Source organism: Actinomadura sp. B10D3, assembly GCF_039871695.1.
Classification (GTDB): Bacteria; Actinomycetota; Actinomycetes; order Streptosporangiales; family Streptosporangiaceae; genus Spirillospora; species Spirillospora madurae.
Genome location: NZ_JBDPLY010000018.1, coordinates 22,998 through 36,282 on the forward strand (window position 1 = coordinate 22,998; position 13,285 = coordinate 36,282).

Sequence of the window (13,285 nt, forward strand, 5' to 3'; positions counted from 1 at the left end):
ACCGGAAGGATGACAAGGCGATGCACTGCCCTAAGTGTCGTGGCGTGATGCGGACCTACACCCGCAGCGGCGTCCACATCGAGCAATGTGACAGCTGCCGGGGCATCTTCCTCGACTACGGCGAGCTCGAGGCCCTGAGCCAGATGGAGTCGCAGTACAGGGCGGCGCCTCCGCCCGCCGCGGCACCGGGATGGGGAGCCCCCGCGGCGTCGGTCCACCACCATCACCACGGCGGGCACCACCGCCCCCATCACGGCGGCGTGTTCCACATGCTCTTCACGACCTGACAGGCCGCCGCGGGCCCCCCCCCCCGACGGGAGGCGGGCCCGCGGCGGAGAGCCGGTCACAGGCGCGGGTCGACCGGCTCCGACTCCAGCGCCAGGACGGCGAAGACCGCCTGGTGCACGCGCCACAGCGGCTCCGCGCCGGCGAGGCGCGCCAGGGCCTCGATGCCGAGCGCGTGCTCGCGCATCGCCAGGGACCGCTTGCGGCCGAGCGAGCGGCGGCGGAGCCGGTCGAGGTTCTCCGGCTCCAGGTAGTCGGGGCCGTAGATGATCCGCAGGTACTCCGGCCCGCGGCACTTGACGCCCGGCTGGATCCTGCCGTTCTCCGGAACCGGGCCCAGCGGCTTGACGACCATCCCCTCGCCGCCCGCGGCGGTGAGCTTCTCCCACCATTCGACGGCGCCGGCCTCCGCGTCCGGCGCGTTCAGGTCGACCTCCAGCGACCGCGTCCGCCGGACGAACCCGCTCGGGTCGCCCTCCGCCAGCCGGCCGGCGACGGACATGTGCCAGTCGTGGTCGCGCGATTCCGCCAAGGAACGGCCTTCCCCGGCGAGGATCTGGAACGGGGCGAACTGCAGGCCGGTCAGCCCGTCCACCGTCCAGCAGTACCGCGCGTAGGCGTCCCGGAACAGGGACGCGTTGGCGGCGCGCCGGCCGATGCGCCCTTCGAGCCCGCCGAGGTCGAGACCGCGCGCCCCCGCCCGCGCGAGGACGCCGGACGCGACCGGCAGCGCGGCGCGGGCCGCCGCGCCGGTCGCGGCGTACTGGGTGCGGATGAGGTCCATGGCCTTCACCGACCAGGGCAGCAGCTCGCCGTCGATGACGAGCCATCCGGTCTCCAGCTCGTCCCAGAGCCCGGCGGCGCCGATCGCGGCCCGGAGGCGCTCGAGCACCTCGTCCGTCCGGGACGGGTCGCGGAAGAAGGAGCGCCCGGTCCGGGTGTAGACGGCACCGGTCGTCCCGTCGGTCACGCCGAAGCGCTCCGCGGCGACCGAGGCGTCGCGGCAGACGACCGCCACGGCGCGCGAGCCCATGTGCTTCTCCTCGCACACCACCCGCTGGAGGCCCTTGTCCCGGTAGGCGGCGAGGGCCTCCGCCGGGTGCTCCAGGAAGCCCGGGAGGGACGACGTCTCGGCCGGGGCCATCGTGGGCGGCAGGTAGACGAGCCAGCGCGGGTCCACGGCGAACCGGCTCATCACCTCCAGCGCGGCCAGCGCGTTCTCCTCCCGGACGGTGACGCGGCCCATCAGGCGGGTCTCGACGCCGTTGTTGCCGAGGACGTCCCCGATGTTGAGGACGTCGTTCTCCCGGTGCCCGCCCGCGCTCGCCGCCGCGTCCCGCTCGGCCTCCAGCGGCCGTGCGGGCTCGTACCAGACCTTCTGGGCCGGGGTCGACACGAGCTCGCGCTCGGGATAGCGGAGCGCGGTCAGCTTCCCGCCGAAGACGGCGCCGGTGTCCAGGCAGATGGTGTTGTTGATCCATTCCGCCTCGGGGACGGGGGTGTGCCCGTAGACCACCATGGCCTTGCCCCGGTAGTCGCGCGCCCACGGGTAGCGCACCGGCAGGCCGTACTCGTCGGTCTCCCCCGTGGTGTCCCCGTAGAGCGCGAACGAGCGGACGCGGCCGGACGCGCGGCCGTGGTAGTCCTCTTTCAGCCCGGCGTGGGCGACGACCAGGCGACCCCGGTCCAGGACGTAGTGGCTGATGAGGCCGTCCATGAAGCGCAGCGCGCCGTCGCGGAAGTCGTCGTCCTCCGCGCCGAGCTGCTCCATCGACTCGGCGAGCCCGTGCGCCAGGCGCACCTTGCGGCCGCGGAGGGCGCGGACCAGTTTCGCCTCGTGGTTGCCCGAGACGCACAGCGCGTCGCCGGCGGCCACCATGCCCATCACCAGGCGCAGCACGCCCGGCGTGTCGGGCCCGCGGTCGACGAGGTCACCGACGAAGACGGCGGTCCGCCCGCCCGGGTGGCTCGCCCCCACGGCGCGTCCCCGCGCGTCGTGCCGGATCTCGTAGCCGAGGTCCCGCAGGAGTTCTTCGAGCTCCGCGCGGCAGCCGTGCACGTCGCCGACGATGTCGAACGGGCCGGTGAGCTCCCGCTTGTCGGTCCACGCCTTCTCGTAGGTGACGGTCGCCGCGTCGATCTCCTCGACCCCGGTCAGGACGTAGGTGCGGCGGAACTCACGCCCCAGCGACCGCAGGCTGCGCCGCAGTTCGCGCCGCTGGCGCGGGAGCACGTGCGACCCCATGTCGCGGTCGGGCCGGGCCGCGTTCCGCTCGGCCGCGACGCTCTCGGGTACGTCCAGCACGATCGCGACCGAGAGCACGTCGTGCTCCTTGGCGATCCGCAGCAGCGACTCCCGCGCCTTGGGCTGCACGTTGGTCGCGTCCACCACGGTCGGCAGGCCGCGCCGCAGCCGCTTGGCCACGATGTAGTGCAGCAGGTCGAACGCGTCGCCGGTGGCCGACTGGTCGTTCTCGTCGTCGGACACGACCCCGCGGCAGAAGTCCGACGACACCACCTGGGTGGGACGGAAGTGCTTGCGCGCGAAATGCGACTTGCCCGATCCGGACACGCCGACCAGCACGACGAGCCCCATCTCCGGGATCCGGATCTCGGTCATTTGGTGAACACCCCCATCTGCGTCGGCGCGCCCACCTCGGGGTCCTCGGCGCCGACCGGCACGTGGCGGACGCGGTAGCCGTGGTCGGCGGCGACCCGGTCGGCCCACGCGCGGAACTCGGCCCGCGTCCATTCGAAGCGGTGGTCGGGGTGGCGCATCGCCCCCGGCGCCAGCCCCTCGTAGCGGACGTTGTGCTCGGCGTTCGGCGTCGTCACGACCACCACGCGGGGCGCGGCGTGCCCGAACACGACGCGCTCGACCGCGCCGAGGCGGGGCGGGTCGACGTGCTCGATGACCTCCATCAGCACGGCGCCCTCGTAGCCGCCGAACCGCTCGTCGGCGTAGGTCAGGGCGCCCTGGAAGACGTCGTGGACGCGGCCGTTCGCCGGCCGCGGCTCCTTGTCCCAGCGGAGCCGCCGCCAGGCGTGGCCCAGTGCGCGGTGGGAGACGTCCGAACCGGAGATCTCGTTGAAGAAGTCGTCCTTGGCGAGCCGCGCGAGCAGCTTCCCCGAGCCGCAGCCGAGGTCGATGACGCGCCGTGCGTTCTCCTCGCGCAGCGCCTGCACGACCGACTCCAGACGCTGTTCGGCCAGCGGGACGGACTTCTCCCCCTGCGACGCCTGGTCCTGATCCTCCTCGGTGGCGGGCGCCTCCTCCTCGACCTCCGCGGGGTCGAGCGCCTCGTCCGTCGCGTCCTCCGCGTCGGCGAGGCGTCCCAGCGCGGACCGGACGAGACCGCGCCGGTTGGCCAGGTACCGGCGGGTGATGGCCCCGCGGTCGGGGTGCGCGGCGAGCCAGCCCTCCCCCGCCCGGATGAGCTTGTCGACCTCGTCCGGCGCCATCCAGTAGTGCTTGGAGTCGTCGAGGACGGGCAGCAGCACGTACAGCTGGTTGAGGGCGTCGGCCAGCCGCAGCGTCCCGGACAGCGTGAGGGTCACGTACCGGGAGTCGCCCCACTCGGAGAACTCCGGGTCGAGGGGAACGGGCACGGCCGAGACGTCCCAGCCGAGCGGTGCGAAGAAGCGCTCCGCCTGCCCTGGGCCGCCTCTGCACGGCAGCGCTGGAAGGACGACTTCGAGCGGTATCGCCGTTTCCGCAAGCTCGGGGCGCAGGTCGCAGCGCCCCCGCATGGCGGTGCGGAAGACGTTCGCCATGGCCGACGCCAGCAGGGAGGACGCGGCATATGGACGGTCGTTCACGTACTGGCCGAGAGAGAAGTCGGGGGTGTTCCTGCCCCGCGTGCGCACGAGCTTGACCGGGTCGACGTCGAGGAGGAGCGCCACGGTGCAGAGCCCCTCGTCCGCGTCCGGGTAGAAGACGTGCGCCGTCCCGAAGGACTGCTCGAACCGCTGCACGCGGTCCGGATGTTTGTGCAGGAGGAAACCCAGGTCGGTCGCCTGGTCCATCGTCGTTGTGATCGTCAAAAGCACGCCCCAAGTGTGACGGACCGTGCCGGACGCCCACATTCCTTTTCCGACGCGACGGGCTCAACAGCCGGTCAGGGAACGGAGGGTCCCTTCACGAACCGGCCCTTGCGGTCGTACGGCCAGCCGTTGATCCGGCAGCCCTTCAGCCCGAAGATCTGCTGCTGCATCACGGGCGCGGGGCGGCCTCGCCCGGCGCAGGTCATGTGCCCGAACCCGAGCCGGTGGCCGACCTCGTGGTTGATGGTCAGCGCGTGGTAGTGCTCGGGCTGACCGCGATAGTAGGTGGTGAGCAGCAGCCAGCGCTTCAGGTTGACGACGACCTGCTTGCCCGCGCTGCAGTTCACCTTGCCCTCGGTCGTCATCCCGTAGGCGCCGCAGATCCGGTCGACGGTGCCGGGCGAGGCCAGCTTCACCACGAAGTCGTACGGGCCTGAGCTGACGCGCTTGAACGACCACCGGCCTCCGGCGGTCCATCCCCGGGGGTCGGCCAGGATCTCGTCGACGCTCCGCGCGAACGCCACGGGGTCCTGCCGCAGGCCGCCCTCGACCTCGACCATGTAGCGCATGAGCTTCCCGCGCCCGTGCGCCTTGCCGGTCGAGGCGGGACGGGAGAACTTCCCCGACCCCTTCGCGGGGATGTACGGGGGGCGCGCGGGCTTGACGAGGGGCGGGTCGGACGGCTCGGTCTCCACCCGGGCCTGGCTCCCCCGGTCGCCCTTGTCAGCGCCGCCGCTCCCGGCGGACGTGACACCGGGCACCTCCGAGCCCGGCCGCATGTACCAGGCGAGCGCGCCGCCGGCGGCGACCACCAGCACGAGCGCCAGCACCCCGGCGATCGTCCCGCGGACCCGTCCCCGTCGCGCCCTCTCGAACTCCGCGTCCAGGTCGCCGGGCATCCCCCTGCCGGACCGACCGCTACGCGCTCGTGTGGGCTGCATCGCGAGCCAGCATGCCAGAAATGATCATAAAACGGTTTGCAACGGGGTTTTCCGGGCCAGCAGAATCCGAGGTGCCATGAGCAGACACCCCCGCCGCAGGACCGCGCAGGAGACCGTGGCCATCCTCGAACGCGGCGACTACACGGCCCCCTCCGGCCGCACCGTCTCGATCGCCGGCGGCCTCGCCCGCGCCGTCCAGGACACCGTCCTGTACCGGCCGGACGAGCTGGACGCGCTCCTGCAGAACCTCCCCGCGGGCGGAGGCGGCACCGGGACCGTCATCGAGGTCACCGGCGAGACCACGCTCGCCGCCGCGCGCCGGCTGCGCGGTGAAGGGACGGTCCCGTTCGCCCTGAACTTCGCCTCCGCGAAGAACCCCGGCGGCGGGTTCCTCAATGGCGCGCACGCCCAGGAAGAGGGGCTGGCGCGCTCGTCCGGCCTGTACGAGTCGCTGCGCTCGGCCAGGGAGTACTACGACTTCCACCGCGCGCAGCGCGACCTCCTCTACAGCGACCACATGATCTACTCACCGGGCGTGCCGGTGTTCAGGGACGATGCCGGGCGCCTCCTGGAGGAGCCGTACGAGATCGCGTTCCTGACGTCCGCGGCCCCGAACCGCGGGGCGATACGGGACGCCGCGCAGGCCGAGCGGATCCCGGCGGTGCTCCGGCTGCGCGCCCGCAAGGTCCTCGCCGTGGCGCTCGCCCACGGGCACGGCCGCATCGTCCTCGGCGCCTGGGGCTGCGGCGTCTTCCGCAACGACCCGGCGGAGGTCGCCGAGGTCTTCGCCGAGGCGCTGCGTCCCGGCGGCGAGTTCGCCGGACGGTTCGAGCACGTCGTCTTCGCCGTCTGGGACACCGCCGCCGGCTCCCCCAGGCACGCCGCCTTCCAGCGCGTCTTCGGTCAGGACGGGCCGGGCTCCTCGACGTAGGACGCGATCGCCCTGACGAGCAGGTCGAGGCCGAACTCGAACCGCCCGTCGCCGCCCTCGTCCAGCAGCTCGTCCGCCATGCCGGCGATCGTGGGGTAGCGGTCCGCCGGCAGCGCGGAGAAGTAGTCGCGGACCTGCGCGAAGTACTCCTGGAAGTGCTCCCACGCGTCCTGCCCGGCGGGCGTCTTCGCGACGTAGGCGGTCTCCTCGATGGCCTCGGCGTCGAGGAACCTGCCGAGGGTGTCGACGGCGATGGCGGCGACCCGCTTCGGGACGCCGCCGGCCCGCATGAGGGCGAGCTGCGCCTCGGCGATGTCCAGCAGGTGGGGGCCGGTGGGGATCAGCCCCATCGAGACCATCGCGATGTCGCGGTGCGAGGTGTAGACGCGGCGGATCTCGCGGGCCAGGTCCTTCAGCTGCTCCTGCCAGCGCGCCGGGTCGGGGACGGGGAGCCGGACCTCGGCGGCGACCCGGTCGAGCATCAGCTCGCGCAGCTCCTCCTTGCCCGACACGTGGGCGTACAGGGACGCCGGGCCGGTCCCGAGCTCCTGCGCGACGCGGCGCATGGTCACCGCCTCCAGCCCTTCGGCGTCCAGGACGCGGATCGCCGTCTCGACGATGGCCTCCTGTGTGAGGGGCTGCTTCGGCGGCGCGGCCCTGCGGGCCTTGCGTCCGGGCGGCGTCGGCATGGCCGGGTGCGCGGTGCCCACGGCGGGACCTCCCAATCTCGCGATACATCTTGACTATCCGGGATCGCGATATATCTTCTCTACTTGAGAGAGAAATTCGAGTCGACGCGAACATCGTATTTGACACGAACACTGTTCCTAGCTAAAAACAGTGTTCGTCACAACGAATGTTGTTCCCCCTTCGGGAGATGACGATGACCGAGACGATGACGCCCCCCAGGCACGGGACCGGGGACGCCGGCTACCGCTGGCGCTGGGTCGCCCTGTTCGTGATCCTCGCCGGCGAGATCATGGACATGCTGGACGCGCTGATCACCAACATCGCGGCCCCCACGATCCGCGCCGAGCTGGGCGGATCGGCCGCCACGATCCAGTGGCTCGCCGCCGGCTACACCCTCGCCATGGCCGTCGGCCTCATCACCGGCGGGCGCCTCGGCGATCTCTACGGGCGCAGGCGGATGTTCCTCGTCGGCGCCGCCGGCTTCACCATCGGGTCGCTGCTGTGCGGCATCGCCGTCTCCCCGGGGATGCTGGTCGGCGCCCGCGCCGTGCAGGGCCTGTTCGGCGCGCTGATGCTGCCGCAGGGCATCGGGATGATCAAGCAGATGTTCTCGGCCAGGGAGATGGGCGCCGCGTTCGGCCTGTTCGGGCCGGTGATGGGCCTGTCGTCGGTCGGCGGCCCGGTGCTGGCCGGCTGGCTGATCGACGCCGACCTGTTCGGCACCGGCTGGCGGATGATCTTCCTCATCAACCTGCCGCTCGGCGCCGCCGCCGTGCTGGCCGGGCTGCGGTTCCTGCCCGCCGGGCGCGCCGAGCACGCCTCCCGCCTCGACCTCACCGGCGCGGCCCTGGCGTCCGTCGGCGCCGGCCTGCTGATCTACCCGCTCGTCCAGGGCCGCGAGCACGACTGGCCCGCCTGGACGTTCGCCATGATGGCCGCGTCCCTGCTCGTCTGGGGCGTGTTCGCCCGGTACGAGTCCCGCAAGCAGCGCGCCGGAGGCGACCCGCTCATCGTCCCGAGCCTGTTCCGCAAGCGCGGCTTCACCGGCGGGCTCGTCGTCGGCCTGGTGTTCTTCTCCGGCGTCGCGGGCCTCGGCCTGGTGCTGTCGCTGTTCTTCCAGATGGGCCTCGGGTTCTCCCCGCTCAAGACGGGACTCGCGCAGATCCCCTGGTCGATCGGCATCGTCATCGGGTTCGGCGTCGCCCAGGCCGTGCGGCGGTTCGGCCGGACGGTGATCCACTCCGGCGCCGTGATCATGGCCGCCGGCGTCGCCGGGTTCTTCGCCACCCTCCAGTACGCGGGGATCGACGTCACCGCGTGGCAGCTCGCCCCCGCGCTGACCGTGACCGGGCTCGGCATGGGTTTGCTGATGGCGCCGTTCTTCGACACTGTCCTCGGGGCCGTCGAACCCGCGGAGACCGGCTCGGCGGGCGGCACGCTCACCGCCGTTCAGCAGCTCGGGGCCGCGCTCGGCGCCGCCGTCCTCGGCACGATCTTCTTCGGCCTCCTCGGCGGGCACGTCGCCGCCGAGGCCGACGACGGCGCCGCCGGGCTGCGCGGGCGGCTCGCCGCCGCGTCCGTCCCCGCGGCGCGGCAGGACCGGATCGCGGACGGCGTGCGCGACTGCGGCCACGACAGCGCCACCGCCAAGGACGCCGCCACCGTTCCCGCGTCCTGCCACCGGCTGCAGGACGACGTCCGGGCCGCCATCGGCGCCGCGCCGCAGTCGGCCCCGGCCGTGCAGAAGGCGGTCGCGGACGCCGCCGAGCACTCGGCCAAGGCCGGGTTCAGCGACGCCATGAAGATCACGCTGTGGGTCGAGGTCGGGCTCCTCGGCCTCACCTTCCTGGCGACGTTCCTGCTGCCGATGCACCCCCGCCCGGAAGAGGAGCCCGTCTGACCGAGCCCGTCTGGAAAGACCGGGCCCGCGGTGGGGGACTCCCCCGCCGCGGGCCCGCACCGTGTCCGGCCTGTCAGACCTTGCTCAGCACCTCGGCCGCCAGCAGCTCCAGGTGGTCCAGATCGTGCATGTCGAGAACCTGCAGGTAGATGCGCTCGGCACCCAGCCCGCCGAACTGGCCGATCTTGTCGACCAGCTCCCCCGGCGTGCCCGCCAGCCCGTTGGTGCGCAGCTCCGTCACCTCCCGGCCGATGGCGTCGGCGCGGCGCTTGACCTCCGCCTCGTCCCGTCCGCAGCAGACGACCTGGGCGGCCGAGTAGACCAGCGGTTCCGTCCGGCCCGCCTCGGCGCACGCGGCGCGCACCCGGTCGAACGCTCCGCTGGTGTCCTTCACCTGGTGGAACGGGACGTTGTACTCGTCCGCGTAGCGGGCCGCGAGCCGCGGCGTCCGCTTCGCCCCGATCCCGCCGATGATGATCGGCGGACCGCCCGCCTGCGCCGGCTTCGGCAGCGCGGGCGAGTCGGACAGCGCGTAGTGCCTCCCGCTGAACGAGTACGTCTCCCCGGCCGGCGTCCCCCACAGCCCGGTGACGATCTCGAGCTGCTCCTCCAGCCGCTCGAACCGCTCCGCCAGGCTCGGGAACGGGATGCCGTACGCGGTGTGCTCGTCCTCGAACCAGCCCGTGCCGAGCCCGAGGTCGACGCGCCCGCCGCTCATCTGGTCGACCTGCGCGACCGAGATGGCCAGCGGACCCGGGTAGCGGAACGTCCCGGCCGTCACCAGCGTGCCGAGCCTGATCCGGCTGGTCTCCCGGGCGAGCGCGCCCAGCGTGATCCAGGAGTCGGTCGGGCCCGGCTCGCCCGTCACGTCGCCCATCTTGACGAAGTGGTCGGAGCGGAAGAAGGCGTCGAAGCCGAGGTCCTCCGTCGCCTTGGCCACGGCCAGCTGTGTCTCGTAGGTCGCCCCCTGCTGGGGCTCGGTGAAGATCCGAAGTCGCATGACCCCATCCTCGTACGGACCCGGCGCCGGCCGCGCCTCGGGTCAGGACGTCCCGGCGAGCCGCGCCCTGTCCGGAGGCGTCTTCGTGTGGACGTACCCCGACGGCCGCGCGTGCGCGTGCCCGGAGGGCTTGCTCTTGGCGGGCTTCGCGTGACCGCGCCCGGCGGCGGCCTTCACGACGTGCACCGCCGGGAAGCTCCGGGCGTCGACGGCCGAGCCCCACATCACCGTCCCGCGCAGGGCGATCCTCTGCCCCGACCTCGCGCGCTCGGAGACCTTCGCCTTGAACTCGCCCTCGGCCCACCGCCCGTGCTTCAGGGTGCCCAGATTGCAGACGACCGTCCGCCCGGTGGCCTTGCAGCGACCGCCGGACACGAACACCAGCGACCGCGGCAGCGTCATCAGGAACACCGCCTGGGCCGACTTCTGCGGCCCCTTGGCGAGCACGTCGAACGACCACTCGTAGGTGCGTCCGGGGACCACCGCCCTCTCGGGTCCGTCGGTGTGGAGCACCACTTTGCCGCGGGCCTGGTGCTTCGACACATGGGCCTTGTGCTCGCCCGCCTGCCCACCGTGATGCGAGTGCTTCTTGTGCTTCCTGCCGTGAGCCTTGTGCTTTCCGCTGTGCTTCTTACCGCGCTTCTTGCCGTGCTCGTGGCAGTGCTTCTTGGACTTGTGCTTCTTGGACGAGTGCTTCTTCGACTTGTGCTTGCCGTGCGCCTTCTGCCGCGGTGGCGGCTTCGAGGCGGCATCCTGGCCCCCCTCGTGCACCGCCGGGACGGGAACGTCGGCATGCGCTCCCGGCGCCGCCGCCACACCTCCCAGCAGCGGAGCGGCGGCCAGCAGGACCAGGCCGCGCCCCTTCAGTGTCCGGATCACATTGCCCCCCGTGACCTGCGAAGATTCGACGGGCACGTCCGTCCGGCGGGCGCCGGGCCTTCCACCCGGCACCCAAATGACGTGCCGTCACGCACGGTAACACAACTGTTACCGTGCGTCCTCATCCTGCCTGAACCTCCCCAATCTCCTGCGCCACAGGCGTCCCTGGCTGTTGAATCGGCGTCGACCCCTACCCCTGACCCTGGAGCTGACATGGCTGTCTTCGGCGTCGACTACGCGTGGGGCCGCCCCGGCGCGGACGCGCTGAAACGCGCCGGGGCGAAGTTCGCGTGCCGCTACCTGTCGCACGACACGACCGGCAAGAACCTGACGCGCGCGGAGGCCGACGATCTGTCCGCGGCGGGCATCTGGCTGGTCGTCGTCTGGGAGTCGACCGCGAAGCGCCCCCTGGCCGGGCGCTCCGCCGGCGTCGCCGACGCCAGGGACGCCGCCGCGCAGGCCGAGGCGTGCGGGATGCCGGACGACCGGCCCATCTACTTCGCCGCCGACTGGGACGCCTCCGCCGGCCAGCAGGACGAGATCAACGCCTACCTCGACGGCGCGGCGAGCGTGATCGGCCGCGACCGGGTCGGACTCTACGGCGGCTACGGCCCGATCGACCGCGCCTTCGACGCGAAGAAGATCGCCTTCGGCTGGCAGACGTACGCCTGGTCCGGCGGCAGGTGGGACGCGCGGGCACAGCTGCAGCAGTACTCCAACGACCACACGATCAACGGCGTCGGCGTCGACTACGACCGCGCCGTCAAGAGCGACTACGGGCAGTGGCGCGTCGGCGTCTCGCCCGAGGGAGACGACATGCCCGACTACGTGTCCGTCGGAACCGGCGGCAAGGAGCAGCAACTCGCTCCCGGGACGTGGACGAACGTCACCTGGAGCAAGGAGTACTCCGACAGCCACCACCAGCACAACGACCCGGGCGGCCCGAGCCTGCTGACCGGCTCGGCCCGATACAGCCTGTCCGTGGGCACCACCGTCCGCGGCGTCCCCGCGGGCACGCTCATCCAGGCCCGGGTGGTCGAGGTGGAGATCGAGGACACCGGCAAGTTCCAGGCCGGCCCCGTCCAGGACTTCGTCTCCTCCGGCGAGAGCACCAACCTGGTCTACAACCTCGCCGCCGACACCGTCGAGGCGGGCAAGCGGGTGCGGTTCCAGCTGCTGCACCGCGGTTCCGAGGCCGCCACCCTCACCCAGGGCAGCGCCAAGGTCTTCTTCTGGCGTTGACGCGCTCCCTGGCCTGAAGGCCGGGGATTCAGCCTGTGCCGCGTGCGTGGCACTTCTGTGGCTTCCTGTTTCACGGGGTACTGCCCTCCGCTAGGCGGCGGGGCTTACGGTCCCTCCGCAGGCGTTTTGTCTCTCCGCCCGTCCGGCGGCGGGGATGTTGTCGGCTGCCTAGAAGTCGTCGTTGATGTAGGGGGCCAGCGGAACGGCCAGGGAGGCCGCCAGGCGGGCGGCGGCGCCGGGCGTGTGCTCGGTCACGGCGCCGACCCTGGTCAGCGTGACCGGGTCCTGCCCGCCCAGATAGACGGACGCGAGGTCGGCCGCCGTCAAGGTCAGGTCCGGCGCCTCGGTGGCCGGCTCGCAGGACGCGCCGCCGCTGGTGGAGGTGCCGAGGCGCCAGCGTCCGTCGTTGCTCGGGATGCGCGGATCGCCGACCCCCAGGACGAAGGTGTCCTCGGTGGCCCAGGAGCGGGCGCGCAGGGCGGCCGGCACGTCGATCAGCCGGAGCCAGAGGGCGCCGAAGCCGTGCGTGACCCTGACCTGGTCGGAATCGGCGGCCATGTGCGGGAGCAGGTCGTCCACCGGGCGGTTCGGCGCCACGACGCGGGACGACAGGTCGATCGAGGCCAGGAACCGCCACAGCGCCGCCTCGGCCTGCGGGGTGTCGGCGACGAGGTCGGCGACCCGGATCGTCCCCCCGCGGGTCCGGTAGACCGCGTAGCCGGCGGGGTGATGGACGACGCGCGGCGCCGTGTACCCCTCGGCGTCCCGGTCGGTCCTCCGCAGGATCGCCCGCGTCCACCAGTCGGCGTCGCGGACCAGGCCGCCCGGGCGCGTCGCCAGCGAGCGGGCGTGGATCGGGCCGAGCAGGTCGGGGGCCGAGGCGGTGTCGACCAGCCGCAGCGGGCGGTCATCGGGGACGGTGCGCAGATCGAGGGGGCGCGAGGAGTCGACCTCCAGGCCGATCGCGCGGGTGGCCAGGCCGAAGCCGTACCTGCCGTAGATGCGGCCCTCGGACGCCCAGAGCGCGGCCACCGGACGTCCCGCCGCGATGGCGTCGGCGTCCATCCGGTCCATCATGGACGTCAGGACCCCGCGGCGGCGGTGCGTCGGCAGGACGCCGACGAACGTGACCGCCGAGCAGTCGAGCAGCGCGCCCGGCACCGCGAGCCGCATGGGCAGGGCACCGAGCTGGCCGACGAGCGTGCCGCCGTCGTAGGCGCCGATGCGCTCGGCGCGCAGGAGCGGCCAGCCGTCCCGCTCCTCGTCGGCGTCGTCCATGGGGAGGTGGAACACCACCCCCGCAAGGTCGAGCATGCGGACGGCGTCGGCCTCCGGGACGTCCCTGATCTCGATCACATCTCCACGCTATGCCC

Annotated in this window: 11 protein-coding genes; 4 read left to right on the top strand and 7 right to left on the bottom strand. The window is 72.5% G+C overall.

Annotated elements, in window-relative coordinates; genetic code table 11:
- Nucleotides 1-20: 20 nt before the first annotated feature.
- The gene (locus tag ABGB11_RS25180; RefSeq protein WP_024935050.1) at nucleotides 21-287 is read left to right on the top strand and encodes a zf-TFIIB domain-containing protein; all 267 of its coding nucleotides are present in this window, start codon (nucleotides 21-23) and stop codon (nucleotides 285-287) included.
- Between the two features lie 56 nt (nucleotides 288-343).
- On the opposite strand, the gene ABGB11_RS25185 is transcribed toward ABGB11_RS25180, so the two are convergent.
- From ABGB11_RS25185 to ABGB11_RS25195, 3 genes are all read right to left on the bottom strand, one after another.
- Complete coding sequence (locus ABGB11_RS25185; RefSeq protein WP_347636493.1) at nucleotides 344-2,905, bottom strand: polynucleotide kinase-phosphatase; 2,562 nt, start codon at nucleotides 2,903-2,905, stop codon at nucleotides 344-346.
- On the bottom strand, nucleotides 2,902-4,335 hold the full coding sequence (locus tag ABGB11_RS25190) for a 3' terminal RNA ribose 2'-O-methyltransferase Hen1 (RefSeq protein ID WP_347636495.1): 1,434 nt from the start codon (nucleotides 4,333-4,335) through the stop codon (nucleotides 2,902-2,904). Before ABGB11_RS25190 ends, ABGB11_RS25185 begins: the two co-directional genes overlap by 4 nt.
- A 68-nt stretch (nucleotides 4,336-4,403) precedes the next feature.
- Nucleotides 4,404-5,228: a DUF3152 domain-containing protein gene (locus ABGB11_RS25195; protein WP_347636496.1), complete on the bottom strand. Its 825-nt coding sequence runs from the start codon at nucleotides 5,226-5,228 to the stop codon at nucleotides 4,404-4,406.
- A 118-nt stretch (nucleotides 5,229-5,346) separates the two neighbouring features.
- On the opposite strand from ABGB11_RS25195, the gene ABGB11_RS25200 reads away from it, so the two are divergent.
- Nucleotides 5,347-6,201, top strand: a complete 855-nt coding sequence (locus tag ABGB11_RS25200) for a TIGR02452 family protein (protein WP_347636497.1) — start codon at nucleotides 5,347-5,349, stop codon at nucleotides 6,199-6,201.
- On the opposite strand, the gene ABGB11_RS25205 is transcribed toward ABGB11_RS25200, so the two are convergent.
- A complete protein-coding gene (locus ABGB11_RS25205; protein WP_347636499.1) occupies nucleotides 6,174-6,911 on the bottom strand; it encodes a TetR/AcrR family transcriptional regulator C-terminal domain-containing protein in 738 nt (245 codons plus the stop codon). The two genes, ABGB11_RS25200 and ABGB11_RS25205, sit on opposite strands and share 28 nt — an antisense overlap.
- 173 nt (nucleotides 6,912-7,084) lie before the next feature.
- Here ABGB11_RS25205 and ABGB11_RS25210 point away from each other — a divergent pair, with 173 nt between their 5' ends.
- Nucleotides 7,085-8,791, top strand: a complete 1,707-nt coding sequence (locus tag ABGB11_RS25210; RefSeq protein ID WP_347636500.1) for an MFS transporter — start codon at nucleotides 7,085-7,087, stop codon at nucleotides 8,789-8,791.
- A gap of 73 nt (nucleotides 8,792-8,864) precedes the next feature.
- Here ABGB11_RS25210 and ABGB11_RS25215 read toward each other — a convergent pair whose 3' ends face one another.
- Both ABGB11_RS25215 and ABGB11_RS25220 read right to left on the bottom strand, forming a co-directional pair.
- A complete protein-coding gene (locus ABGB11_RS25215; RefSeq protein ID WP_347636501.1) occupies nucleotides 8,865-9,791 on the bottom strand; it encodes an LLM class F420-dependent oxidoreductase in 927 nt (308 codons plus the stop codon).
- Between the two features lie 42 nt (nucleotides 9,792-9,833).
- Entirely contained in the window at nucleotides 9,834-10,670 is an 837-nt protein-coding gene (locus ABGB11_RS25220) for a hypothetical protein (RefSeq protein WP_347636503.1), read from the bottom strand.
- A 213-nt stretch (nucleotides 10,671-10,883) separates the two neighbouring features.
- Here ABGB11_RS25220 and ABGB11_RS25225 point away from each other — a divergent pair, with 213 nt between their 5' ends.
- The gene (locus ABGB11_RS25225) at nucleotides 10,884-11,912 is read left to right on the top strand and encodes a glycoside hydrolase domain-containing protein (RefSeq protein WP_347636504.1); all 1,029 of its coding nucleotides are present in this window, start codon (nucleotides 10,884-10,886) and stop codon (nucleotides 11,910-11,912) included.
- 168 nt (nucleotides 11,913-12,080) lie between these two features.
- Here ABGB11_RS25225 and ABGB11_RS25230 read toward each other — a convergent pair whose 3' ends face one another.
- A complete protein-coding gene (locus ABGB11_RS25230; RefSeq protein WP_347636505.1) occupies nucleotides 12,081-13,268 on the bottom strand; it encodes a GNAT family N-acetyltransferase in 1,188 nt (395 codons plus the stop codon).
- Nucleotides 13,269-13,285: the final 17 nt, after the last annotated feature.

What these genes read in the sequence shown, in the direction of transcription:
- ABGB11_RS25210 (WP_347636500.1), top strand. Translation starts at nt 7,085, where the DNA reads ATGACCGAGACGATGACGCCCCCCAGGCACGGGACCGGGGACGCCGGC.
- ABGB11_RS25200 (WP_347636497.1), top strand. Translation starts at nt 5,347, where the DNA reads ATGAGCAGACACCCCCGCCGCAGGACCGCGCAGGAGACCGTGGCCATC.
- ABGB11_RS25180 (WP_024935050.1), top strand. Translation starts at nt 21, where the DNA reads ATGCACTGCCCTAAGTGTCGTGGCGTGATGCGGACCTACACCCGCAGC.
- ABGB11_RS25225 (WP_347636504.1), top strand. Translation starts at nt 10,884, where the DNA reads ATGGCTGTCTTCGGCGTCGACTACGCGTGGGGCCGCCCCGGCGCGGAC.
- ABGB11_RS25195 (WP_347636496.1), bottom strand. Translation starts at nt 5,228, where the DNA reads ATGCCCGGCGACCTGGACGCGGAGTTCGAGAGGGCGCGACGGGGACGG.
- ABGB11_RS25215 (WP_347636501.1), bottom strand. Translation starts at nt 9,791, where the DNA reads ATGCGACTTCGGATCTTCACCGAGCCCCAGCAGGGGGCGACCTACGAG.
- ABGB11_RS25185 (WP_347636493.1), bottom strand. Translation starts at nt 2,905, where the DNA reads ATGACCGAGATCCGGATCCCGGAGATGGGGCTCGTCGTGCTGGTCGGC.